Origin of the sequence: Psychrobacter pocilloporae (genome assembly GCF_029872915.1) — a bacterium.
Lineage (GTDB): Bacteria > Pseudomonadota > Gammaproteobacteria > Pseudomonadales > Moraxellaceae > Psychrobacter > Psychrobacter pacificensis.
On sequence record NZ_PGFT01000001.1, the window covers coordinates 2183668 to 2208804 of the forward strand.

20 protein-coding genes and 1 pseudogene are annotated in these 25137 nt (G+C 44.5%); 19 read left to right on the top strand and 2 right to left on the bottom strand.

The genetic code is table 11. The features are described 5' to 3' along the window. Positions 1-101: 101 nt before the first annotated feature. Positions 102-1244, bottom strand: coding sequence for a tRNA 2-thiocytidine(32) synthetase TtcA (gene ttcA, locus CUR83_RS09280; RefSeq protein WP_071001901.1), 1143 nt, complete (start codon positions 1242-1244; stop codon positions 102-104). A 309-nt stretch (positions 1245-1553) separates the two neighbouring features. Between ttcA and queC the strand changes: the two genes are divergently transcribed. The 12 genes and pseudogenes from queC (at position 1554) to CUR83_RS09340 (ending at position 14942) form a co-directional block, all read left to right on the top strand. Continuing rightward, entirely contained in the window at positions 1554-2303 is a 750-nt protein-coding gene (gene queC / locus CUR83_RS09285) for a 7-cyano-7-deazaguanine synthase QueC (protein WP_284719839.1), read from the top strand. Between the two features lie 275 nt (positions 2304-2578). Beyond that, positions 2579-2908 carry a hypothetical protein gene (locus CUR83_RS09290; RefSeq protein WP_223335220.1) on the top strand — a complete coding sequence of 110 codons (330 nt, stop codon included), beginning with the start codon at positions 2579-2581 and terminating at the stop codon, positions 2906-2908. 187 nt (positions 2909-3095) lie between these two features. Next, positions 3096-3593 carry a peroxiredoxin gene (locus CUR83_RS09295; protein ID WP_284719523.1) on the top strand — a complete coding sequence of 166 codons (498 nt, stop codon included), beginning with the start codon at positions 3096-3098 and terminating at the stop codon, positions 3591-3593. 116 nt (positions 3594-3709) lie between these two features. After that, positions 3710-5200, top strand: coding sequence for a dihydrolipoyl dehydrogenase (locus tag CUR83_RS09300; protein ID WP_284719524.1), 1491 nt, complete (start codon positions 3710-3712; stop codon positions 5198-5200). A gap of 147 nt (positions 5201-5347) precedes the next feature. Further along, entirely contained in the window at positions 5348-6532 is a 1185-nt protein-coding gene (locus tag CUR83_RS09305; RefSeq protein WP_284719525.1) for a mechanosensitive ion channel family protein, read from the top strand. Between the two features lie 159 nt (positions 6533-6691). Then, positions 6692-8986: a bifunctional 23S rRNA (guanine(2069)-N(7))-methyltransferase RlmK/23S rRNA (guanine(2445)-N(2))-methyltransferase RlmL gene (rlmKL, locus tag CUR83_RS09310; protein WP_093068083.1), complete on the top strand. Its 2295-nt coding sequence runs from the start codon at positions 6692-6694 to the stop codon at positions 8984-8986. Positions 8987-9245: 259 nt separating this feature from the next. Next, a complete protein-coding gene (locus CUR83_RS09315) occupies positions 9246-9821 on the top strand; it encodes a TerD family protein (RefSeq protein WP_058024753.1) in 576 nt (191 codons plus the stop codon). Between the two features lie 222 nt (positions 9822-10043). Continuing rightward, the gene (locus CUR83_RS09320) at positions 10044-11105 is read left to right on the top strand and encodes a DUF475 domain-containing protein (RefSeq protein WP_284719526.1); all 1062 of its coding nucleotides are present in this window, start codon (positions 10044-10046) and stop codon (positions 11103-11105) included. 368 nt (positions 11106-11473) lie between these two features. Then, positions 11474-12255 (top strand): annotated as a pseudogene (locus CUR83_RS09325) (glutaminase). 483 nt (positions 12256-12738) lie between these two features. Further along, entirely contained in the window at positions 12739-13314 is a 576-nt protein-coding gene (locus tag CUR83_RS09330) for a TerD family protein (RefSeq protein WP_284719527.1), read from the top strand. A 209-nt stretch (positions 13315-13523) separates the two neighbouring features. Further along, positions 13524-14276, top strand: coding sequence for a TIGR00266 family protein (locus tag CUR83_RS09335; RefSeq protein ID WP_093068073.1), 753 nt, complete (start codon positions 13524-13526; stop codon positions 14274-14276). A 57-nt stretch (positions 14277-14333) separates the two neighbouring features. Further along, positions 14334-14942 (top strand): TerD family protein, encoded by a 609-nt coding sequence (locus tag CUR83_RS09340; RefSeq protein ID WP_058024749.1) that lies wholly within the window; start codon positions 14334-14336, stop codon positions 14940-14942. Positions 14943-15223: 281 nt separating this feature from the next. On the opposite strand, the gene CUR83_RS09345 is transcribed toward CUR83_RS09340, so the two are convergent. Continuing rightward, complete coding sequence (locus CUR83_RS09345) at positions 15224-16471, bottom strand: TerD family protein (RefSeq protein ID WP_284719528.1); 1248 nt, start codon at positions 16469-16471, stop codon at positions 15224-15226. 293 nt (positions 16472-16764) lie between these two features. Here CUR83_RS09345 and CUR83_RS09350 point away from each other — a divergent pair, with 293 nt between their 5' ends. The 7 genes from CUR83_RS09350 to CUR83_RS09380 all read left to right on the top strand — a co-directional run bounded on the left by CUR83_RS09350 (position 16765) and on the right by CUR83_RS09380 (position 25008). Next, complete coding sequence (locus CUR83_RS09350) at positions 16765-17910, top strand: ATP-grasp domain-containing protein (RefSeq protein WP_284719529.1); 1146 nt, start codon at positions 16765-16767, stop codon at positions 17908-17910. Positions 17911-17976: 66 nt separating this feature from the next. After that, complete coding sequence (locus tag CUR83_RS09355) at positions 17977-19200, top strand: S1 family peptidase (protein WP_071001915.1); 1224 nt, start codon at positions 17977-17979, stop codon at positions 19198-19200. 60 nt (positions 19201-19260) lie between these two features. Further along, entirely contained in the window at positions 19261-20349 is a 1089-nt protein-coding gene (locus CUR83_RS09360; protein WP_186474207.1) for an NYN domain-containing protein, read from the top strand. 48 nt (positions 20350-20397) lie between these two features. Beyond that, positions 20398-21714, top strand: coding sequence for a phosphoribosyltransferase domain-containing protein (locus tag CUR83_RS09365; RefSeq protein WP_284719530.1), 1317 nt, complete (start codon positions 20398-20400; stop codon positions 21712-21714). A 42-nt stretch (positions 21715-21756) separates the two neighbouring features. Then, positions 21757-22575: an HAD hydrolase family protein gene (locus CUR83_RS09370; RefSeq protein ID WP_284719531.1), complete on the top strand. Its 819-nt coding sequence runs from the start codon at positions 21757-21759 to the stop codon at positions 22573-22575. A 102-nt stretch (positions 22576-22677) separates the two neighbouring features. Beyond that, a complete protein-coding gene (locus tag CUR83_RS09375) occupies positions 22678-23859 on the top strand; it encodes a cysteine protease StiP domain-containing protein (RefSeq protein ID WP_240366182.1) in 1182 nt (393 codons plus the stop codon). 69 nt (positions 23860-23928) lie between these two features. Then, positions 23929-25008, top strand: a complete 1080-nt coding sequence (locus CUR83_RS09380; RefSeq protein ID WP_186474202.1) for an HpcH/HpaI aldolase/citrate lyase family protein — start codon at positions 23929-23931, stop codon at positions 25006-25008. Positions 25009-25137: the final 129 nt, after the last annotated feature.

A 25137-nucleotide genomic window follows, 5' to 3' on the forward strand; every position in this document is an offset into this window, starting at 1 on the left:
TTAAGGCTATGCCCTAATATCTACATTTAAAAAAACCAGCCTTTTCTTTATGAATGGCTGGTTTTTTATGGGTTACTCGATCAGTATTCGCTCATGAGATACTAAATAAGTGGGTTAATTGTTGGAATTTTCTGAGGTGTAGTTCTACTTGTTACAGCATTGTCTGATTCTGTTGCATACGGCTTATCGCTAGCAAACTTAGGATTGAACGTTTGCGTCTTTGGTGATACCGGCAAACCAATCTCAGCCAGACTGTCGGTCTGCCCTGATTGAATATTATCCCCTTCAAACAAACGCTCGTCGTTATCACGATCAAGACTGAGTGTCTCAAAGTCAAACAACTCACGATCCGCTAACTGTGATGGCGCTACGTTTTGCATTGCCTTAAAGATAGACGCCAAACGCTGCGGATGAGCGTCATCCCATTCGCGTAGCATGTCATTGATAATGGCACGTTGTAGATTGGTCTGGCTGCCACACAGATTACAAGGAATAATCGGGAATTCTTTTAATTTGGCATACTCGATGATGTCTTTTTCTTCGACATACGCCAATGGACGAATCAGCAGGTTTTGCTTGTCATCGCTCAGCAGTTTAGGCGGCATTGATTTGAGCGCGCCGCCATGAAATAAATTCAAGAAGAAAGTCGCCAGCATGTCATCGCGATGATGACCCAAGGCGATTTTGGTCGCACCAATCTGCTTAGCAAAACCATACAACGAACCACGGCGCAGACGTGAACACGCTGAGCAATAGGTCTTGCCTTCTGGCACCACACTTTTGACAATACTATACGTGTCTTTTTCCAAGATATAATGGGCAATGCCCTGCTCGTTTAGATAAGCAGGCAGAATATCTTCAGGATAGCCGGGCTGCTTTTGGTCAAGATTGACTGCGACGATATCGAAATGAATGGGGGCGATACGTTTTAGTAGGAGCAAAATATCCAGCAAGGTATAGCTGTCTTTACCGCCCGAGACACAGACCATCACCACATCGCCGTCTTCAATCATATTAAAATCACGAATGGCCCAAGAGACTTGGCGACGAAGCTTCTTTTGTAGCTTACGAAAAGCCGCAGATTCAGTAGGCGATTGTGAGTCAGTAGATTGTTCATCAACGATATCTTCATTGCTACCCTCTTCAGCATCAGCCTCTAAAACATAACGATTAAAGTCTGATTCATTAGATATATCGTCAGAGTGAGAAGGGATGTTTGGCGTAAATAAGGTTGCTGCGGTCATAAGTTACTCAATATCTTTATAAGGATGATTTTACTATAAAGTAGTTTGCGATAAAGCAAGATCAATGAGGTAGGGTTATCGATGCTTTAAAAGCGGCAATTATAACAAATATTGCTAACAGATTGAAAAGATGACAGTAATACGCACTTTATTTTTATTGCAATACTGCTTAGCATGGCTTTGTCACTTTAGTGACACGTGATTGGTCGCTTCGTGGTTCTGTAATAGCCGTATTTTTGCTAAAATAGCCGTTTTCGTAAACCAATAATAGATAACACTATGACTAACGTTACTTTGCAGAATCCCTCAATGAATCAAGCGTCCAACAGCAACGATACTCCTCACAAAAACCAAAATGCCGTGGTGCTTTTATCAGGTGGTCTCGATTCGGTGACGTGTTTGTATTGGGCAAAGGCGCGCTATGCCTCGGTGACAGCGGTTAGCTTTGACTATGGGCAACGTCATAATAGTGAGCTTGTTGCAGCAAAGACTATCGCTGAGACAGCAGGCGTCAACCACAGAATTATCGACATTGATATCGCCCAGCTTGGTGGCTCATCACTCACCGATCACAGCATGATTGTACCAGACGGCGATACCGACAAATTCCCTAATAAAAAGCACGATGAAATCGATAACGATGCTATCCCTAATACTTATGTGCCTGCACGTAATACAATCTTTTTGTCTTATGCGCTAGCCGTCGCTGAAGTGACTGATGCCAATCATATCGTCATTGGGGTCAGCTCAGTCGATTACTCTGGCTATCCCGATTGCCGTCCAGAGTATATCGAAGCATTTGAGCACATGGCCAATCTGGCGACAAAAGCGGGCGTTACCGGTCATCGCTTGTCTATCCAAACCCCACTACAAAAGCTGTCCAAAGCTCAAACTATTGAGCTTGGTCTATCATTGGGCGTTGATTATGGACAAACGATTTCTTGTTATCGTGCCGATGCAAACGGACTTGCTTGCGGCGTTTGTGATAGCTGTGCGCTACGTCGCCAAGGCTTTGCTCAAGCTGGCGTCACTGACCCTACTCATTACCAAGCTGGATAGAGATACTGACTTTTTATCAAACAGCGGCATCAATCAACATTAGCGAAACATTCGCTTGCATTAACACAGCACGTCGACATTGTATTTTAATCAATATACTTGCTATGGTATGGACAATCATTTTTGCCAATTGAATAGATTACATGTGATATAGGTTACATGAGATATCACCAATGATTCAGTCACTCACATATCAGTCATCCAGCTGTCTGTTGATTATAAAATCACATTGAATACCAGAGTCAAAAATTGACACTACCTGTAAGAGGATATTTATGAAGTTATTGCCATTACTCCCCCTAGCCTTAGCTGCCGCGTTCGCAATGCCGCAGGCGAATGCTACTGATATTAAGCAAAGTAATATCAACTCATGCGTCGATGGCGCAGTTAAATATAAAGTCGCTAGTAAAAGTGATGCGACAAAGTTATGTAAGTGCACTATCGGTGTGCGTAGCAACATGACGATTGGTCAGATGTGGGAGATCGAAAGCTACGCAAAAGACAAAAAAGACCCTTCAAGCTTGCCATACGTCAAGACCATGCAAAAAAACCTGCAGCAGTGCACAGTCGGCTTAGACTTGAAGCAGCCGCAAAAGCCTGCTTAATTACTATTCGTTTGATATACAAAAGACTGGCCATTGCCAGTCTTTTTTGTTACCAATGGATGAGCAAAGTGTAAAACTGATTATTTATTGCTACCAATCTGCCTATAATAAGAAGACGATAAATAAAACCCTATCTAAACCATCAAAAAAACCAATATACATAACCAAAATCAATAAGGATTTTACCATGGCAAAACCAACAACAGAAACGATCAACCTACCCGACTTTCCAGTGACCATCGTACGCAAACTTGCCGGAAACTTTATCCATGCTGAGATCAGTTTCAAAGAGATGGTTGCCAATACCGACAAAGGTCTTATTCTCTATTTTTATCCTAAAGACAATACACCAGGCTGTACCACGCAAGCGACGGAGTTCACGGCGCATATCCACGATTTTGACGACTTAGGCTATGACATCGTTGGCGTCTCTCGTGACAGTGTTGAGTCACATGAGAAGTTCATCGATAAATACGACTTACAGATCCCACTTATCAGTGATGCTGATGAGAAGCTATGCCAGTATTTTGAAGTGATTAAAGAAAAAAACATGTACGGCAACATTACTTTGGGGCTAGTACGCTCGGCATTTGTATTTGATAAAGAAGGCAAGCTGACTCACGCACAGCGTAACTTACGTGCCAAAGATTACACCAGTCGTCTACTCAGCATATTGGCACCATAACCTGATCGTTATAACAGAGTACATTTTTGCCGCAAAAACGATAAAACGCGCGAATATAAGACTCTGAGTCACCGGTCAACACATACGCTTATAATCCCTTCTTACTAGAGAATCATATGAATAAACAGTTTGGTACTACTACTGATAAGGCACCGCAAAAAATCACGCGCAACGTCTCTGTTGCCGTTATCGGTGCAGGCACGGCTGGTCAAAATGCCTTTCGCCAAGCGAGCAAAATTAAAGACGATGTCGTCATTATCAACGAAGGGTTTTGGACCACTACCTGTGTCGCTGTCGGCTGTATGCCTAGCAAACTGCTGATTGCAGCCGCTGACCGTGCACATGATACCAATCATTCTGGCGACTTTGGTATTCATGCAACTGCGCAAATAGATGGCAAGCAAGTGATGCAGCGCGTGCGTGATGAGCGCAGTCATTTTGCTAGCTACATAAAAAAACAAGTAGATAGCTGGCCTGATCACAAAAAAATCGATGGACGTGCTCATATCAATGAGCATGGACTAATCGAGGTCAATGATGAGCTCATTGCCGCAGAGCAAATCATTGTGGCAACTGGCAGCTCACCTTTTATACCTGACGGTTGGGCTGACAAACTGGGTGACACGATGCTCACCTCTGATAACGTGTTTGAGCTTACAGACTTACCCAACTCTATGGCCGTCGTCGGTGCTGGCGCCATTGGTCTAGAACTTGCACAAGCATTTACGCGCTTGGGCGTAGAGGTTACGCTACTCAACCGAGTCAAACAAGTTGCTGGTCTCAAGGATAATGACATCAACCAAAAAGCCATCGAGTGCTTAAGTCATGAGCTTACCATGCACTTGGGAAGCAAGATTACTGATGTGGGTCAAAACGTAAATAAAGACACTCAAACTGCGTTTATTGAATATGAAGACAGTGCTGGTGAGTCAAGACAATGGCAAGGCGACTGTGTCTTGGTCGCGACTGGTCGCCGCAACAACATCAAGCAGTTGGGTGTCGAACACTTAGGCGTTGAGCTTGATGACAAAAACCGCCCGAAAAAGTTGAGTAAAAAAACAGGGCAAATTGGTGATTCAGATATCTATATCGTTGGAGACGCCAATGCTCACATTCCTCTACTGCATGTAGCGAGTGATGAGGGCTATAGTGCTGGCAACATGGTCTGTGAAAATACCGAAGATGCTTATATTCGCCCGCCCGCCACCCCATTTTCTATCGTATTTTGTTCACCGCAAATCGTCAATGTCGGAATGTCTCTACCCGAGATCCAAAAAGACCCTGAGCTGGAATTTGTGATTGGTCGCGTCAGTTTTGACAACCAAGGGCGCAGCCGTGTGATGGGCGTTAATTGTGGTCTGCTACATATCTATGCCTGCAAAAAAACCGACAGAATATTAGGCGCGAGCATGGTGGGCCCTGATGCCGAGTATATCGGTCATATATTAGCCACAGCGATTACCAATGACTTGAGCATTAAAGAGATGCTTGACACGCCTTTTTATCACCCTACGATATTAGAAGGACTGCGTACGGCACTCCGTGATGTGCAGGACAAAATGGAGATACCCTATCAATCTCAAGACGCGCAAGAAGACAATTTTTAATTTACAGTTAGGCCTTGCTCTAAAAAATAGAGTTAGGCTTAGTCATCACTCATGCTATATTTGATTGACTAGACAACTTGAGGTGACGTGTGACCGGACACCTCATTTATCAAACCTTGTATAAACACACCCTGCATGGACGAAAAAATGCCAATCGCTAGTGTTACCGACTTTTTTAAAGAAATCATTCGTGACCTGCATACTAGCCTCTACCTTGCGCTTGGTGGCTCTATAGACGAAGAGACACTCAACTGGTCTTCTCAAGCAGTAGAGCTTGCTAGCACTGGCATAAAGATCCTAATACTGCTTGCGGTATTGGGATTTTTTTATTGGTTGGCCAATTATATTCTTAGACAAAGTAAAACTAAGATTCGTTTAAACGATCGCCGTACCAAGATTGCCCGCTCAACGCTACGTTACGTTTGGATAGTCGCCAGTCTGATAGCGATCATGAGTCAGATAAATTTTGAACCAGAAACCATCAAGGCGACAGCAAAAGCAAGTACGTGGGCTGGTATCTACTACGTACTGTGGGCGTCGTCTGGTCAGATTATTCATAAAGTCCTACAGCATTATGGACTCAACGCCTCGATAGAACAGCTGCTCAAAAATATCTTGTCGGTGCTCCTATTGGTACTTGGCCTCGCCAGCGTGATGGCACAATTTGGTTTTGACATCGTATCGCTCGTTGCAGGTTTGGGTATTGTCGGCTTAGCTGTCGGTTTCGCTGCTCAATCGACGCTTGCCAACTTTATCGCCGGTATCACTATTTTGCTGGAGCAGTCGTTTCAAGTTGGGGACTGGATTCATATCAATGATAATGAGGGACGCGTGGTGCTTATTGCCTTGCGCACTACCCATATCCTAACTCGAGACAATATTACTGTTATTATTCCAAACTCTAATGTCGCCTCCTCAGAAGTGATTAACTTAACCTCCAAAAACTTTATACGTTTCGATATACGCGTGCGTATTGCCTTCGAAAATGATATTGAGCTTGCACGCAAAGAGATTTTGCAAGTACTCAGCAATACCGATGCAGTACTCAATCGTCCTGAGACCTCAGCGACCGTGGCCGAAATCGGAGAGTATGGCGTATTTTTTATCGTGCGTTTTTGGGTCAAGCCAGCAGCCGTGGCACGTATACCCAAAATCAAAGAAGTGCTACAAGAAGAGATAAAAATTGCCTTTGATGCGGCCAATATCTCGACGCCCTATCCACATATGCGCCTGCTCATGCCAAAAGACGTCGACTACCCTATCGCGACTAAACCTTTTGCAACCACCACTCAAGTTGTATCAGGAAAGGGATCATTGGCAAAGGATGAGTAGCTGACTTATTTTCATGTATTTAGTTATCGCACCTTAAACCTATCGCACCTTAAACATAGCCACTTTGAACCATCCTACCGTGAATTATGGTAAAATTACTGGTTAAAACATCTATTTTATTATTTGCCTCTTTTGTCAATTTAGCCCACAGGTACCCGTATGACCGAACAAACCGCAGCTGCACCCTCTTCTACATTGTCGCTTGATCTTATCATTACTTGTGCCGATGGGCTTGAGGCACCGCTGCAGACTGAGCTGACAAGTTTCGGTATTGATAGCGAAATCAAGAGTACTGGTCGTCTTGCCGTCACGGGTGATTTACGCGACTTGTATACCATCTGCCTTTGGTCACGTGTGGCTTCGCGGGTATTGATGCTCATCAAACGCAAAAACATCAATGCAGAATACGATGTTGCAGAGCAGCTATATGGTTTGGCAAAATCCGTCAATTGGACTGAGCAGTTTAGCTTAGAGCAAACCTTTGCCATCCGTCTGTCTGTCGATAAGCGCGTTGCCGTCAGCCAGCAGTTTGCCATGCTACGTGTCAAAGACGCCATTGCGGACACCTTCAACGAAGTGTACGACAGCCGTCCGAATGTCGATAGCAAAAACCCAGATTTTTCTATTTTTGCGACCGTCAATGACAAACAGGCCGAGCTGTATTTAGATTTATCAGGGACCAGTTTGCATCGCCGTGGTTATCGCGTGGCTATGACAGAAGCCCCATTAAAAGAAAACTTGGCAGCCGCCCTACTCTATAGCGCTGGTTGGCACAAGAAAAACGATGCAGGCGATGCACCTTACTATAATGCGTTAATAGACCCAATGTGTGGCTCTGGTACCTTCCTTATCGAAGCGCTACTCATGCACTGTGATTATGCTGTAGGTATCGACAAAGCGGCCAATCAATTTGGCTTCTATGAGTGGCAGCATCATGACGAGACGCTATGGCAGGAGATGATTGAGGATGCACAGACACGTTTTCGCGAAGCATTAGAGATTGCCATTGAGCAACCAGATACGCTGCCGCTTGTGTTGGGTTTTGATGCTGATAATGGCGCGATTATCGCAACCGAAAAAAACCTCATCGCGGCAGGACTTCAAGATTTGCTTCCGCTACTAGACATCGAACAGCGTGCGCTTGATGAACTTGGTAGCGCCCTAAAACCGCTCGTGGATGCCGGTCGATTGAGTAATCCTTTAATCATTACCAACCCGCCTTATGGTGAGCGTTTGGGTGATGAAGAAATGATCAAGCCACTGTATCAAGCCATTGGCCTGATTGTGCAAGACAGCTTTGCTGGCAGCGGTATCGATCCAATGCTTGGCATATTGGCTGCTCGTGTCGAGCAAGTAGATATCCTACCGATTAAAGAACCAAAAACGTTACGCTGTCATAATGGCGCGATCACCGTCTATTTCCGCTACGGAACGCTTATCGCTGGACAGACAGGCAATCTTGTCAGCCGTTTTGAAAAGCGTGAGATCGACGTAGAAGACGGACAAGATTTTGTCAATCGTCTACAAAAAAACCTGACCAAGCTTAAGAAACTGGCGAAAAAAGACAATGTCAGTAACATTCGTGTCTATGACGCCGATTTGCCTGACTTCAAGGTTGCTATCGATTTATACGGCGATTATGCCCACGTGCAAGAGTATGCACCGCCTAAGACTATTCCACCTGAAACAGCCAAAAAACGCTTTAATCTCGCGCTGATGGGTATCCGTGAAGTGTTTGATATTAATCGTGAGCAAATCTTTATCAAAACGCGTGCCCGTCAGTCTGGTAACGATCAGTACAGTAAACAGAACACCACAGAAAAACGCGGCAAGTTTCATGTCGCCCGCGAAGATGGTGCTTATTTTTACGTTAACTTTACCGACTATCTAGATACGGGTCTGTTCATCGATCACCGTAATATGCGCGCCCGAATCAAAAACAACAGTCACGGCAAATCTGTCTTGAATCTGTTTGCTTATACTTGTACAGCGAGTGTCCATGCTGCACTTGCTGGTGCCAAAAAAGTCACGAGCGTTGATTTGTCACAGAATTACCTAGATTGGGGCAAACAAAACTTTGCCTTGAACGGTCTAGACGTCAGCCGCAATAAATATCAATTCGTTGCCGCCGATATTTTTGAGTGGATCAAGGACAATACCGAGCAGTTTGATATTATCTTTATTGATCCACCGACGTTCTCAAACTCGAAGAAGTTCCAAGGCACCTTTGATGTGCAGCGTGATCATGCAGCTCTGATCAATCGGGCCATGAACCGCTTAACCTCTGATGGCGTCTTGTATTTTTCTAATAACTTCACTCGCTTTGAGCTAGATGAGCAGTTAGTCGAGCGCTACGATATTATTAATATCACCCAAAAGACGATCGGCTTTGATTTTAATATCAAAAAACCTATTCATCAAAGCTTTGAGATTCGTCATCGTCAGAGTCTATAGATAAGCATTTATGAGTGAGCAATGCTGCTATACTGGCAAATGCCATGAACAAGGTAGCTATAATGAGTAACGTAACTGCCTGAAACTTAAGTTTTTTGGCCAATGTATATGAAATATAACCATGACCCAATCGGCTTTGATTGGGTCATTTTTTGTTGTTATGATAGAGCATTACTAGGCGATGGATTTGCGCAGTGATAGCGTAAGCATCGCCTTTTATGTCATTAAATCTCTAACGTCTAATAATAAGGATAACACTATGGCTCTATCACTTAACAAAGGCGGTAACTTATCGCTAACGAAAACTGATCCAAATTTGACCAAGCTACTAATCGGTCTAGGCTGGGATGAGCGCGCCACCTCTGGTGCTGAGTTCGATCTTGATGCCAGCGTATTTTTGCTAAATGGTGCAGGTAAAGTGCGCGGCGACCATGATTTTATCTTCTATAATCAGCTGAAATCTGATAATGGCGCGGTCGAGCACACAGGTGACAACCGTACTGGCGAAGGCGATGGTGATGATGAAGTTATCAAAGTAAACTTAACCCAAGTACCTGCTGACGTTGATAAAGTAGTCGTGACGGTGACTATCCATGACGCTGCTACTCGCAACCAAAACTTCGGTCAGGTAGCCAATGCCTTTATCCGCGTTGTTAACGAAGAAACCGGTACTGAAGTGGTACGTTTTGATCTAGCAGAAGATTACTCTGTTGAGACAGCCATGGTATTCGGTGAAGTATATCGCCATAACGGTGAATGGAAGTTCCGCGCGGTAGGTCAAGGTTATTCAGGTGGCTTACAGGCGATGTGTCATCAGTACGGCGTTGATATCTAGAGCCTTATTTTTATTGGCATTTGGGCTATCAGCCATTCCGATTATCACGTCCAAGATATCAAGCGAGCATCGTTGCAAATAGTCACAATTTTTAATGCCCCAATGACTAGTAATGCTTTACGTTTCGTTTAAAATTATGCATAAAAAGTGGTTAGCAATAACCACTTTTTTGCGGCTTGTGTCTATAATAGACCAGCTTTACGCAACCAGATAGGATGTGTCATGAGACATTTTTATTTAGATATTATCTTCACAATCATTGCCTTAGCAATAGCGGCATGGTGGGGATATTCACATGGCGGTATGGGTGGGATGATAACCACGCTATCGATTACCGCTATTTTGGCCGTCATGGAGATTTCGTTATCTTTTGATAACGCGGTGGTCAACGCTTCAGTCCTTAAGGGCTGGGACGAATTTTGGAAAAAGATATTTTTAACCGTAGGTATTTTAATTGCGGTATTCGGTATGCGCTTGGTCTTCCCTATTGTCATCGTTGCGGTTACCGCTGACCTTGGTATGATGCAAGTGATCGATTTGGCCTTGAACAATCCTCAAGAGTACTCAGCCAGATTGATGGCACATCATGCTGAAATTTCAGCATTTGGTGGTATTTTCTTACTATTGGTTTTCTTGAACTTTATTTTCGATGACAAAGATGTCCATTGGTTTGACTGGCTTGAGAGCCGTTTGGTCAAGTTAGGCAAAGTCGATGCGATGAGCGTATTTGTTGCGCTTATCGTCTTAATGATTGCGGTATCATGGGCCAGTGCAGAGCAGTCAAGTGCTGTGCTCATTGCTGGCGTTTGGGGCATTCTAGTATACCTTGGTGTACAGGTTGTCTCTGGTATGCTAGAAGGTGACCTCGAAGAAGACCTAGAAAACGACGCAAGTGGCGCAGCCGCAACCAGCGCTATCATGAAAGGCGGTATCATTGGTTTCTTATACTTAGAAATCCTCGATGCTTCATTTAGTTTCGATGGTGTGATTGGCGCATTTGCCATTACCAATGATGTCATTGTTATCATGCTTGGTCTTGCCATTGGTGCGATGTTCGTACGTTCGATGACTATCTTCTTGGTAGACAAAGGCACGCTTGATGAGTTTATTTATCTTGAGCATGGCGCACATTACGCCATCGGTGCCTTAGCCATCATTATGCTGTTGTCAGTGAAGTTCCATGTACCAGAAATCATTACTGGTCTTATCGGTATTGCCTTTATTGGTTTTGCATTATGGGCGTCGCTGAAACATCGTAAAGCGGAAGCAGCAAGGCTTAATTAGCACCTGTTGTTCGCATGATGCTGTATAGCTTTGAGCAGGTCGTATCATCAGATATGGCCTGCTTTTTTGCGTTATAATGGCAGGGCAGTAGTCACACAGTGAATCCTTACCTATCGCTAAAATACATGCGTATTTTGCTTCACATACAATTTTTTCATCACTACTATACGTTATTCGGTTAGAATCTTCGTCCTTTAATTGCTCACCAAAAATGAGACCCTTCAAGCACTATGCAACAGATTCTTGATGATATTGCCGCACAGATGGCACTTGAAACCGATCGTGGAAAAGTAGCGGACTATATCCCGCAACTGGCCCATGTAGATCCAAACTAGTTTGGTATTGCAGTAGCGACACCTGACGGAAAGATGTATACAGCAGGCAATGCGAGCACTCTGTTTTCGATCCAAAGTATCTCCAAGATATTTACTCTAACCATCGCACTTGGCAAATTGGGCGATGGGCTTTGGACACACGTTGGTCGTGAACCCTCAGGTGATCCTTTCAACTCAATCGTCATGCTAGAACATGAAACTGGTCGACCACGCAATCCATTCATCAATGCTGGTGCCATTGCGGTGGTCGATGCGATCATGATGGGTACGAACCTAGAGAAATATTGGCTGAGATTCTACAGTTTGTGCACTTTATTACGGACGATGAGTCCATCCGTTTTGACCACAAAGTGGCAGCGTCTGAGATGGCGCACAAAAACCGCAACGCCTCGCTTGCGTACTTTATGAAATCCTTTGGTCGTCTCAAGCATGATGTGGATAAGGTGTTGGGTACTTACTTTCATCAATGCTCGATTGAGATGAATTGCCAGCAATTAGCCAGCGCTGGTCTATATTTGGTCTCTAACGGAGTTGATAAGCACTCAGGGGTACGTGTAATTAACGAGCACCGCGCAAGAAGGATTAACTCGCTAATGATGATGTGCGGTCATTACGATGGGTCTGGTGAGTTTGCCTATCGCGTCGGTTTGCCTGGTAAAAGTGGGGTTGGTGGCGGTATTTTGACCATAGCTCCCGGCAAAGGCTCTATCGCTGTCTGGTCGCCAGGGCTGGATCATATCGGAAACTCCAAGCTTGGGTTGAAAGCATTAGAGCTGTTTGTACAAGAAACAGGCTGGTCGGTTTTTGCCGAATAAAACCTTTATCTAAATACTTTTATTAATGGATTATTCAGTACAATATTACGTTTAAATTTTATTGAGTTGTCAAGCTTATAGCGGGTCGTACCAACATATCTGGTACGACCCGCTTTTTTTGGTTATGTCTTTGCAACCTAGGGTAGGTTTCTCTTCATTCTATGGCTTAATCCAAAGGAAACAGTCATTAAATAATTTACCTTTGCATAACAATACGTTAACCACTATTGCTAAGATGATTAAAAAGTATCAAAAATGCAGGGTTATTATGTCGCTTAGTAAGCATATAGTAAGCATATAGTAAGCGCACAAAATACGCCTTGCTTAGTGAGCAAACGCTTAGTATAGTAAAACGTAATGATATGCAGAACGTGGTATACAGCTAGGTTCTTTACCAGTTGCCCTTTCATATCAGTCACTGCACAACTTTTAATTTATTTTTTCGACCCAATCCACTTAATTATTAATCCAAAGGGTATTTGTATGGCTATTAGCTTAACAAAAGGCGGCAACGTAAACTTATCAAAAGAAGCACCAGGTTTAACCAACATCACAGTTGGTTTAGGCTGGGATCCACGCGCAACTGACGGTCAAGAGTTTGATTTGGACGCTATTGCCTTCTTAATCAACGAAGCAGGCAAAGTCCGTAACGATCAAGATTTTATCTTTTTCAATAACTTAAAGTCAGACAATGGCGCCGTTGAGCACACTGGTGATAACCGTACTGGCGAAGGCGATGGCGATGACGAAAAAATCAAAATAAATCTTGCGAGCATCCCAGCTGATGTAAACAAAGTTGCCATTTGTGCCATCATCTATGAAGGCCAAGCACGTAACCAAAACTTCGGTCAAGTTGGCGATGCTTATATCCGTGTTGTAAACGATAATGGCGCAGCTGAAATTGCCCGTTACGACCTATCAGAAGATGGCAGCACTGAAACAGCTATGATCTTTGGTGAGCTATATCGTCATAACGGTGACTGGAAATTCCGTGCCGTCGGTCAAGGTTTCAGCGGTGGTCTTGGACCATTAGCAGCGTCTTACGGCGTAAACGTGTAACGTTAAATTGACGTAAATATCTAGCGAGCCAAGCGTTGCTATCAGTTTTCTGATAGCAACGCCTATGAGCCATCAAGTGTGCCCTTTTAACGCATTTGATGGCTTTAAATTTAATAGGCTCATCAATATAAAAACGCTAAAACACATAGGTCTATTCCCCCCACATTAAGAGCACCTATTAAAGATATCAGAATAAGGATTTGCACCCCATGGCCGCAACATTCAGTTTAATCGGTACTATTGAGCCTTTTTTGCATTGTAATCTCAAAAAAGGTGATTCAATTTATTGTGAAGCCAATGCAATGGTAATGATGGAGTCTAACCTTGAGCTAAAAGGTAAGCTACAAGGTGGACTGATGCAATCGCTTATGCGCCGTTTTGCCAATGATGAATCGTTATTTCAACAGCAGATTGAAGCAGTCCATGGCGAAGGCGACTGTTTGCTTGCTCCCACACTAGATGGCGATATGCAAATCATCGAGGTGGGATCACAGCAATATACCTTGAGTGATGGTGCTTTTGTCGCGGCGCAAACTGGCGTTGATATCAGAGCCAATATTCAGCGTAATCTAGGCGGCGCGGTATTCGGTGATACTGGTGGCTTTATGGTCATGCAGACGCAAGGAAAAGGTCAGGTTGTGGTATCTGGTTTTGGCTCATTGTTTGAGATTGAGGTCACCCCAGACAAAGATGTCATTATTGATAATGGTCATGTGGTTTGCTGGGATTCGAACCTCGATTATAAACTGTCAGTCTCGACCAGTAAGAAAAAAGGCATCATGAGTAATATCATCAATTCCGTCACCAGTGGCGAGGGTATGGTGCTAAACTTCTCAGGAAGCGGTAAAGTCATTATTTGCTCGCGCAATCGTGACAGCTATCAAGGATGGCTGCAGAGTGTCTTAGGAACGAGCTCAGGTGGACGCGGCGGCGGCGGTGGTTTTTTAGATAATATCTTATAGCGTTTTTTAGAACTATGTTTAAGCAGTTTTACTCACAATTATTATAAGGATACTCACATGGCAGTTAGTCTACAAAAAGGGCAGAAGATCTCCCTAAGCAAAGAAGCAGGCGGCGAGCTGACTCAAGTCAAATTAGGTCTAGGCTGGGATGTTGCTCAAAATCCACAAGACAAAAAAGGTGGCTTTTTAGGTAAATTATTCGGCGGTGGTAGCGGCGGCGATTCTATCGATTTGGATGCTTCGTGCATTATGTTTGACGCAAACAAACAAGCGGTCGATGCTATCTGGTTCAGTCAGCTTAAATCAAAAGATGGCAGTATCGTCCATACAGGCGACAACCGTACTGGCGACGGCGATGGCGATGATGAAGTCATCAACGTTGATCTCTCAAGAGTCCCAGCCAACGTGACTTCGCTAGTGTTTACGGTCAATAGCTTTACGGGTCAGACGTTTGAGACAGTCGAAAACGCGTTTTGCCGTATCGTTAATGCCAATAACAACAGCGAAGTAGCTCGCTACAACTTATCAGCGCAAGGTGGACATACTGCCATGGTGATGGCAAAAGTCTATCGGCATAATAATGAATGGAAAATGCACGCTATTGGCGAGACTGCGTCTGGTCGCACCTTCCATGATTTAATGCCTGCAATTACGCCGCACGCATAATTGAGTTGAGCCTTTAACTGGAGTATTACTAGGGCGTGTTGAATAATTTATTTCAAAAAAGAGCGGCCCATCTATCAATAGATGGGCCGCTCTTTTTATCAATGGGTTTTTACACTATAGCCAATCCTAAATAAAACAGATACATTATATATCAAGGTGGAACTGGTCTAAATTTTCCTTGCGTGCTGTGCCTGCGCTGCTCGATGCTGCGAAAAATTTATCCCAGTCCCACTGTATCGCTTTTATACTGAATTCACTATAAAAGAGTATTATTAACGCTGTTATTTACGACCACGCTTCCAGCTAAAGCCCCAGTTAAAGGCCTTATCCATCTCCTGATGCCCTTTAAAATACTGATTGATACGCTCGACATTGATACTGCCTTGCTGATTGACCAAACGCGCGATGGCACACATCGGCAAGTTACTAGCCCCTTCTGTTAAACGGGTCTCAATCGGTGACTGATCGGGTACATGAATGGTCACGACGCCATCGGTTTTTTCCCAGTTTGGCGCGCCCTCATAAATAAAGGCAAAGATAAATACCTCCTCAATCTGTGACCACTGCTTACCATTGATATCGAGCCACTCACCGCCACTCACCTGCCCCGTTCTATCATCGGCTCGCAAGCATACATAAGGCGCTGATTGCAGGCTACCAAAGCGATTACCCAGTGCTTGAATCAGGGTTTTTTCGCCGTTTTTTAGATGAATCATCGCGCCAACATCCAGATCGATACCGCTTGATTGATGCTGTTTGAACAGATCACCCAATAGGCCTTTCTTGGGAGCGGCCTTATTACCATCTGAACGTTGGTTCCAGTCTAAGTTCACTGAGATTTTGCCAAAATCATCGCGCTTTTTCAGATTGATGCTGGACTGATTTTTGGTTAAAGTGATTTTGTTTAGGTTGACCGACGGGGTCGCAGGAATCGGTGGCGGAGTACTCGCTTGAGAGGTATTGTCTGCTTTTTGCGTATTAATCAGCTGAGCCTGATTTTGCGTTGTATTTTGGGGTGCTGGCGCATCATCAGCAATCTCAACGCCAAAGTGCTCCGACAACGGTTTTAGGCCGCCATTAAATCCTTGCGCGATAAAGCGAAACTTCCAGTTGCCTTGTCTGCGATAACACTCCGCCAAAATAATGGCTTTTTCATTACGCCCAGCACTGCTCAGCTGACAAGTCATCAATACCTGACTGCCTTGTAGTACCTGAATATCGACATCGCCGACTTGTGCCAGCGTTTGCTCGCTAGAGAATGCCAAAGCGATTTTTTCAATACTCGCAGGCTGCGCGGGCAAATTGATATCAAAAAATCCGTCACTGTCGTGACCACGAAAACTAACATTGCCATCATCGCTACGTTTCTGACCATAAAATATCATGTCACCATCGCCGCGTACTTTGCCATCAGTCGTCAGACGATAAGCGGCGCAATCAATGGCGTTTTGGCTTAAGATGCGGACACTAATATTATCAGTTGGTAATGGTGCATTGGCACCTGCGATCAGTTGCTGAGGTTGATTCATCATACGTCCTTTAGATTCTTTATTATGTTGTCGTTGTTGTCATTGGCATGCTCACTATCGTCATATAGTAGCATGAATATTATGAACATTTTAAACCGACCAACCGCGCTACTAGCTACAAGATCACTCTTACAAATCCTTTTGCCTATTTCATCAGGGGCATTTATAACCTGTGCCATTTGTATATAATATATGCTGCTGAATGATCAAATTTTGACTATACTGCCGCCAGTTTTCAATAACCGTATCCACTCATCCAACTCCCTACATATGATAATAACGCTGAGAGAATTATGACTAACCTTGCTAACGATAGCGTCCACTCCACATCAATAGCTGCTTGGTTAGCTGAGGGTCAATCCAGCCAGCGCGATATGTTAGAGAGCTTACAGAACTTAAAAAGCAAATCTAGCACCCCTTTTAATATTATTGCCTCACACCGTCATAACCGACCTGAGATTTTTGAATTTGCTGATAGGGTCTATCGCGAACCATATCCAGAAAAAGCAGCCATAGAGGATGAGGCACAAGAGACAACTGAGCCTGTTATACCTCGCTGGCAATTCGTCTTGGAACACGCCAAAGAGCACAACGTCAAAGTATTATTAACGGGGCGCAATGGGGTCGATTATGAAGCGCATCGTGAGGCGTTTGATGCCGCTGGTATTCGTTTGCTTACAGGCGCAACCAGCGTAGCAGCACTAGAGTCGATCGAAGATAAGTTTGCCTTTATGCAGCAGTGTCACCAACACAATATCCCTGTCGCTGATGCTTGGCGCTTTGATAATGTGACAGAGCTGGAAGCATTACTTGCCGAACACGGTCATCAGCCCCTATGTGTCAAACCAGTTGTTGGTATTTTTGCTCAAGGATTTTGGCGCTTGGACTCAGGTAAAGAACCTGATGAACACTACGATAGTTTTGAGCATTTGTACTTTACCGAAGAGAAAAAAATCAATACCGCGCAGTTTATCAATGCGTATACCAACAGTCTAATGGTACGTGAGCGCCCTATTCCTATGCTGCTTATGCCTTATCTATCAGGGCAGGAATACTCTATCGATGTGGTCTGCGAATACGGTGAGGTCTTGGCCGCCGTCACGCGTTATAAAACCGGCAAAATCCAGCATATTGGCTATGAGCAATCCGTCATGGATGTGGTGATTCCATTGATTAAAGCCTTTGGCTGTGACGGTATCGTCAGTGTGCAGACCAAAGCTGATGATGACGGTCAGCACCGTGTGCTTGAGATCAATAGCCGCCCGTCTGGTGGTATTGGTTACACAACGCATAGCGATGTGGATTTGACACAGGTCGGATTTGGCTATTGGCTTGGCTTGACCGATAAGCCACAATTGACTGATATCATACAGCAAATAACGCCCTGTCAAGTACGCTCTATTATGGTCAGCGTGAAAATTGAAGATACTGCTGAATAAGTAAAAATAAGCAGGCAACATAAAGAACGACTGACAACCGAGTATATATCCAATAAAAGGTAGACGATGACAGCACAGACCACACTCGTGTTAGGCGCTAATGCTGTTATCGCAGACGTGCGCTGCTCGGTCGCATTTTCTAGCACTTCTCCGCTTAAGTTTGGACAGCAGCTTGGGCTACTTTGGTTGCCATTAGATGCCAATCGTCAGGCTGTTTGTAGCCCTGCTTATTTACATGAGCCCAAAGACTGGGCAACGATAGATGATGCCAATAACCCAAGCAAATGGCAGCTTAATCTACCCAAATTGTTTGAGCAACAAGGTGTGCATTTTTTACAGCTGATTGCTTATGCTTACGATGAGCCTAGCCTGAACTTGCCTGCGGTTGAGCTAAGCAATGTTTGCTTAACACTGAATGATGGCGCACTTCGCTACGACTTTACAGCGCGCGAACGCCACGTCAAAGCTGCGATTATATTAGAGATATATCAGCGGAATGGACAGTTTAAATGTCGGGCGCTTGACGAAGCTTCGACCCAAGGTTTGACGAGTCTTGAGCAGCGAGTACAAGTCAGTCTTGATGTTCGTCCACCCAACACACATGCACGTATCCAAGCAGCACAGCAACAGCAAGCCTGCCCTCACAATGAAATGCGTCCGCCTCGTCACGTGCAGGCAGGTGAGACATGGACAGGGACGGCGTTTGCCATTGATCCGCACCACTTGCTCACCTGCTATCATGTGATTGAGTCCGCTCAAATGATTGGCATACGCCAGCAAGGTCAGCCTGATCGCGAGGCACAAGTCGTGCTCAGTGATATCGGTAGCGACTCCGCTATTATCAGAGTCAGTGACCCCCTGCCCAGCCATATACCATTGGCACAGCAATGCAGTGACATATTGGGTGAGACCATTACTACATTAGGATTTCCATTATCAGGGCTAAGCAGTCAACTACAAGTCACACAAGGCTGTATCTCAGGGCTAACGGGCTTAAACGATGATATTCGTTATCTTCAGTTTACCGCACCCATTCAGCCTGGCTCTAGTGGTAGTCCTTTACTACTACCAACCGGTGAGGTCATCGGCATGGTGACTGCCAGTCTCGTTCATGAACACGCCCAAAACATGAACTATGCGGTGAAATTTCAGTTATTATCTGCCTTAATTGCGAGCGCTGGGATCAGTTTGGAGAGTAAGGCTGATTCGTCAAGCGCCACGCTTCTGACCACGCCGCAACTGAGCAAGCAAAGTCGCAGTGCATTATGGCTGGTAGGCTGTCAGGGTTAACGACATACTACAATGATAAGATCAAAAGAAAAACGGTATTAATCAAGGACTGTTATATCAATGAAACTCAACAACATAGCCGTTCTTATCGATGCCGATAATGCTTCAGCTAATAACATTAATTATATTTTACGTAAGATAGAGAGTATCGGTAATGTTACTTGCAAAAAAGTCTATGGTGACTGGGGCAATGTACATATTCAAGGTTGGCAAGAAGCACTCTTAAAACACGCTATCGACCCAATACAACATTTCGCCTATGCTAAAGGTAAAAATACGACTGATATTGGTCTAGTTATTGAAGCTATGGACTTATTACATAGTGGTCATTATGACGGTTTTTGCTTAGTATCTAGTGATAGTGACTTCACTGCTTTGGCGTTACGCATACGAAAAAATGGTATCAAAGTCTTTGGTTTCGGTAAAAAGCAGACCGTTAAAGCATTCACACAAGCCTGTGACAGTTTTTACTACGTGGAGGATCTAGTACCTTTACCAAAAGCACTGCCCATTAGCGAGCACAAAGACACGCCTAGCTTTGATACTAAGACAAAACCATTGCTGCCTGTCGCCGAATCCAAAACATCACCCGAAAAATGGACAACCAAAGCACTTCAAAAGCAGACACATCTTATTAGCATATTAAACAAGCTGATAAAAGAAGACCCAAATTCTGCCAAAGGCTGGTCAAATTTATCTTATCTTGCCAGCCAGATTAAACAACACCATACAAATATCAAGTTAGATAGATATGGCTATGCAAAGTTTTCAGAATTAATTATAGCAATGGCGTTATATGACATCCGTACTGTGAACAAAGTCATTTCTATTAAACTAAAAAATGGTACATTGCCAATTTCCAGTGTAGCACCAAACGGCAATGTCACGTCAACATGGAATGAGAGTCGCCTAAAATGTGATACAAAATTATTAAATAGTCTGCGTGCTTCCATTATCGATCACCCGAAAGCCGACCACGAGCGCTGGGTGAATTTCGGTTTGATTGGCAACGCCATAAAAACACACTACCCAAATTTCGATCCTAAAAATTACGGTTATGCCAGACTCTCTAGCATGATTAGAAATATCGGAATATTTGAAACCAAAACGGTAAACTCTACGCTCTATGTACGTCATAAAGCTAAGTAAACACTAGCAACAAACAAAATCTGATAATACATAGGACAACAAGAAATAATGAATGATACAAATCAAGATATAACTTCTAACAAAACCTATAAACGCAGCATCACCCTACCTCGCGGCACCCTTGATCTGACCTATCAGACCAACTCAATGGCTAACAAAAATAGCCTGAAACAAAACGACAGTTATCAATTAGAAGATCTGCTTGGTTTTGCTCAGCGTATTAATCCAAAACGGGCGTTTTTGTTTGTCTCAAAAGTATTGGGCCGTCATATCCCCGTGGCACCCAGCACGATGCGAGATGCGTTTACTGACTTGGCCAATTTAGTTCCTAGCGATTTGCCCAAGCCAATTTTAGTTATTGGTATGGCAGAGACAGCAGTGGGTCTATCCGCTGGCGTGCATCAAGCGCTACAAACACGTTATCCAAATGCGTTATTGCTAAACTCTACGCGTCACACGCAGCATAGTGACAATAACTCCGAAGCGTTACTAACAACGTTTAATGAAGATCACAGTCATGCCAGCCAGCATTTAATTTATCAAAGTACAGATAGCGTCACGCAAGAGCAGCTACTCGCTAGCAAAACGCTGATTATGGTCGATGATGAAGCATCAACAGGCAATACTTGTGTCAATGTCGTCACGGCCTTACGTGATGCAGGGCTCACTCAGCTAGAGCAAGTACATCTAACGACTTTGGTTGATTGGTCATTGGATCAAGAAAATACAAACCAGCAGACAGATGACATTATGCCTGCGCGTATGGCAGATCGCTTAACTGGTATTGAGTTTCATCGCCATCACTTACTGTCTGGCGCTTGGCAATGGACAGACGCGCCCAACCCAGAGCCTATCACCATGCCATCGGTTGATACCACTGCCGCTGGTAGTCAAACGCTTGGATTTACAGGTAACTGGGGACGTTTTCCCACATTAAATAGCACAGATGGCTTTAATAACTATCTTTCGAGCTTTCAGGCTGCATTTGCAAGCTTCCATAATCAAGACAGCTTTGATGTCACTCAATTGCCCAAAAAAATATTGGTGTTGGGTAGCAATGAGTTTGTTTGGTTGCCGTTTTTGTTGGCGGAATGGCTTGAGACAACATCTCAAAACCTCAAAGCTGACACAAATGCTATCGTGAAATTTAGTGCATTAACTCGCTCACCGATTGCGCTTGGCGCCGCCATTACTACCATGCTGAGCTTTCATGATAATTATGGGCTGGGCATGACCAACTTTGCTTATAATGTTGACCCTGACGAGTGGGACTTGATTGTGTTGTGTGTGGAGACAGCTGCTGATAGCGTCGATGCGATGTGGCGCGGTTTGAATAATGTGTTGGTGGTAAGTCCGACAATTTAAACCATTCTTTAACTTTCATACTTACTGTTTATGGACGACGTCATGACTATCCCATTTTTCAAGCCCAGCGCCGATATTATAAAACCCTATGCCTTAATGGATTTGGACGATACACTTTTTCAAACCCAACGCAAGATTGATGCTTGGCAAGTCCCGACTGCAGAGCCAGAATACTTAATTTGTGCGACGGTCAATAAGCAAAACGAGCCACTAAGCTTTATGAGTCAGCGCCAAGCGACTTTTTTTAATTGGCTACTCAATAGCACTGAATTAATCGTAGTAACAGCACGTGACCGCAGTGAGATCAAACGCGTGAAACTGCCATTCGACAGTTGGCAAGTATTGACCCATGGCGCCATTATTTTAACGGCTGATGGGCAGTTACTAAGCGCGTGGCAGCAACATATGCATAGCAAGCTTGCACCGTTGCAAGATAAGTTAAACCAACTAAGCGAGCTGTTTGCTAGTCATAGCAAAAGTGAGCAGAGTCATTTGGTATTTACGCCGCATGTCGATAGCTTTAATAATGGGTCTGTAAATGAAGAATTAACGATTTATCTAGCGATCAAACACGCGCAAAAAGACCATCAAGCATTAGTTGAACTGGCCAAAAAACTGCCCACGTTAATACGCGATTTTGAGCAAGATTTTTATGTGCATGTGAATGCCAATAATCTAGCGATATTACCGCACGCGGTACACAAGCGCCATGCTGTACAGTTTTTGTTAGACAATCATTTAGACCATCAGCGTCCCAGTTTTGGCTTTGGTGATAGCTTAGCAGACTTGCCTTTTTTGCAGCTGCTTGACTGGTACGGTATGCCAAGCCGCGGTCAGATGCATGAGCAGTATCAGCCTTAGCCATCTGTCTAATTATTTGGGCTAGAACATCAGCCCAGAAAATCAGCCAAAAAGCAGACACAGAACCTCTCTTTTATCATCACGAGTGCTATTATTCATACTATGACTTTACCTAACATACAGACCAACAGAGCCAATCTAAACAATTACGGCTCAGGTAGCTACCTTGCCAGCGATGTGACCGTCCTGCTCGATATCGTCGATAAAGACGCTGTTGCTGATGTGCCCGTCAGTCAAAAAGAGGCACTCATTCAAAGTGGGCAACGTCACTACTCTGATATGTTGACCTTGGAGCAAGCGCCTACCGCGATGCATGAAGAGCTATACCAACAGGCACTAGCGCAAGGTGGTAAGAGAGCCGCAACTGATATCGCACGCTTAGCGCATACCCTACATCATGTCTTTTGTCATGATGTCAGTGACGAGCATCCGCTAGTCTTGATTAGCTTGGTACGGGCAGGTCTACCGATTGGTGTGCTATTGCAGCGTGCGTTATCTGACACAGATAGCAGCTATCATTTGCCAAGTATACATTATGGCATCAGTATCATTCGTGATCGCGGGCTAGATCCTGTGGCGCTGCAAATGCTGCTTGACGCTTACCCAAACAGTCCGATTGTATTTGTCGATGGCTGGACAGGTAAAGGCGCGATTTATAAGGAGCTGGCTCGTAGCTTAGAGACATTTAGCGATCCCATTCACACCAGCTTTGCCAATATTTTTCATCAAGGTGCTGATGTCATTCCACTACTGACCCTTGCCGATCCGGCGGGCGTTGCTTGGCTCGCCGCGAGCGCGGAAGATTGGTTAATTCCATCGGGTTTGTTAAATAGTACCGTATCAGGACTGATTTCACGCAGCTTATACACCGAGCCGTCATCTGGTCTACACCGCAGTGTCTTTTATGAGGATTTGATAGACGCAGATCATAGTTTGGCATTTATCGATCATGTTGATGCAGCCAGACGCTCATTGACTATGCTGCCAGAGCATTTGCCAACCTATCAGCAGCCGCGCTACCAGACGGCAGCATTAATAGATGCGCTCGCCACGGACTATGACATTACCAATCGCAACCGTATTAAGCCGACTATCGCCGAGGCGACGCGCGCGATACTACGCCGCGATCCAGAGCGTATATTGCTCGCGACCGCGGCGCATCCCGATACCGCACTACTGCGTCATTTATGTGCGCAGCGAGGCATCACTATTGAGGTATTAGGTGATAAAATACACCCTTATCAAGCCATCACCCTTATCAAGCAACGAGCCAAAGACAGTTAATGCTTTTGGCTTGAGCACCACTAGCGCGATTGAACGCTTGCCCTTTACACTCTATTTATGATGCCAATTATGTCAGATATAACAAACAACGAGTCAGCGACTTACCTTGACACTCAGTCCTATGATACCCTGTCTTATGCGCATCTGATTACTGAGCGTCATGCGATGGTCAGACCGCACACGCACCATCCCTACCAACTAGGGGCGAGCCTCTATATGCCTGCCACTCGCCAAGACATCTGGCAAGTGATTAAGCGTGACAAACTACCAACGATCAATAGTATTATTATCTGTTTAGAAGATGCCGTCAGTCATGAGGATGTGGAGTTGGCGCTTGAGCGTTTGCGCACGCTGCTGGGTACGTGGGCTGAGCATGTCAATAGCATCAATGATCCATCCCGAGCCGCTGCTATTCACGCACAGCACCCAACGCGTCCACTGGTTTTTATACGTCCGCGTAGCCCAATGATGCTACAGCAATTGGCTGATTATGCGCATATTGATCTCATTGATGGTTTTGTCATGCCAAAAGTCGATATGTATAGCTTATCCAATTGGCGCATGGCTTGTCAGAACCTCAGCGTTGATCATCTGCTGATGCCGACGCTCGAAACGGCTGCATTATTCAATCCGCATCATAATCAAGAGCTGGCGATTGCCTTTAAAGAAGCGTTTAGTCAGCCAGTATTTGCGCTACGTATCGGGGGTAATGACTTATTTGCCGCATTGCGCCTGCGTCGTCCAAAGAATAGCATTGTCTATGATACGCCTATCGGCACCCTTGCCTATCAGCTGCTTGGCTGCTTTGTACCGCATGGTTTTTATCTCACCGCACCTGTATTTGAGTATTTAGATCAGCCAACCCTTTTTATGCAGGAGCTAAATCATGATGTCAGTTTGGGACTGGTCGGTAAAACGGTCATTCACCCAAGCCAAATTGCACTGGTGCAGCAAGCCTACTGTGTGCCGCTAAGTACATTGGATGAAGCACAAGCGATTCTACATAGTGAGGCCAAGGCCGTATTTAAGTACAACAATACCATGCTAGAACCTGCGACCCACCGGGCATGGGCAACCGAAATCGTCAATCGTGCAGAAGCATTTGGCACTATCGATGATGGCCACAGCCAATATAGCTCACGGATGTAATCGTCAGTATTGAGCATAATAGGATAAAAAAAGCCGCTATCAATGACTGGTAGCGGCTTTTCTATGAATTGTTATAACCTACTGCCAAAACAGTCTGACTTTATGCGAATTTGCCTCAGCAGCTTAGCA

Excerpts from the sequence above, each read along its gene's own strand:
- CUR83_RS09350 (WP_284719529.1), top strand. The coding sequence starts at position 16,765 with ATGACTAACCTTGCTAACGATAGCGTCCACTCCACATCAATAGCTGCT.
- CUR83_RS09365 (WP_284719530.1), top strand. The coding sequence starts at position 20,398 with ATGAATGATACAAATCAAGATATAACTTCTAACAAAACCTATAAACGC.
- CUR83_RS09300 (WP_284719524.1), top strand. The coding sequence starts at position 3,710 with ATGAATAAACAGTTTGGTACTACTACTGATAAGGCACCGCAAAAAATC.
- CUR83_RS09315 (WP_058024753.1), top strand. The coding sequence starts at position 9,246 with ATGGCTCTATCACTTAACAAAGGCGGTAACTTATCGCTAACGAAAACT.
- ttcA (WP_071001901.1), bottom strand. The coding sequence starts at position 1,244 with ATGACCGCAGCAACCTTATTTACGCCAAACATCCCTTCTCACTCTGAC.
- queC (WP_284719839.1), top strand. The coding sequence starts at position 1,554 with ATGAATCAAGCGTCCAACAGCAACGATACTCCTCACAAAAACCAAAAT.
- CUR83_RS09305 (WP_284719525.1), top strand. The coding sequence starts at position 5,348 with ATGCCAATCGCTAGTGTTACCGACTTTTTTAAAGAAATCATTCGTGAC.
- CUR83_RS09320 (WP_284719526.1), top strand. The coding sequence starts at position 10,044 with ATGAGACATTTTTATTTAGATATTATCTTCACAATCATTGCCTTAGCA.
- CUR83_RS09330 (WP_284719527.1), top strand. The coding sequence starts at position 12,739 with ATGGCTATTAGCTTAACAAAAGGCGGCAACGTAAACTTATCAAAAGAA.
- rlmKL (WP_093068083.1), top strand. The coding sequence starts at position 6,692 with ATGACCGAACAAACCGCAGCTGCACCCTCTTCTACATTGTCGCTTGAT.
- CUR83_RS09380 (WP_186474202.1), top strand. The coding sequence starts at position 23,929 with ATGTCAGATATAACAAACAACGAGTCAGCGACTTACCTTGACACTCAG.
- CUR83_RS09295 (WP_284719523.1), top strand. The coding sequence starts at position 3,096 with ATGGCAAAACCAACAACAGAAACGATCAACCTACCCGACTTTCCAGTG.
- CUR83_RS09355 (WP_071001915.1), top strand. The coding sequence starts at position 17,977 with ATGACAGCACAGACCACACTCGTGTTAGGCGCTAATGCTGTTATCGCA.
- CUR83_RS09335 (WP_093068073.1), top strand. The coding sequence starts at position 13,524 with ATGGCCGCAACATTCAGTTTAATCGGTACTATTGAGCCTTTTTTGCAT.
- CUR83_RS09290 (WP_223335220.1), top strand. The coding sequence starts at position 2,579 with ATGAAGTTATTGCCATTACTCCCCCTAGCCTTAGCTGCCGCGTTCGCA.
- CUR83_RS09345 (WP_284719528.1), bottom strand. The coding sequence starts at position 16,471 with ATGAATCAACCTCAGCAACTGATCGCAGGTGCCAATGCACCATTACCA.
- CUR83_RS09340 (WP_058024749.1), top strand. The coding sequence starts at position 14,334 with ATGGCAGTTAGTCTACAAAAAGGGCAGAAGATCTCCCTAAGCAAAGAA.
- CUR83_RS09360 (WP_186474207.1), top strand. The coding sequence starts at position 19,261 with ATGAAACTCAACAACATAGCCGTTCTTATCGATGCCGATAATGCTTCA.
- CUR83_RS09375 (WP_240366182.1), top strand. The coding sequence starts at position 22,678 with ATGACTTTACCTAACATACAGACCAACAGAGCCAATCTAAACAATTAC.
- CUR83_RS09370 (WP_284719531.1), top strand. The coding sequence starts at position 21,757 with ATGACTATCCCATTTTTCAAGCCCAGCGCCGATATTATAAAACCCTAT.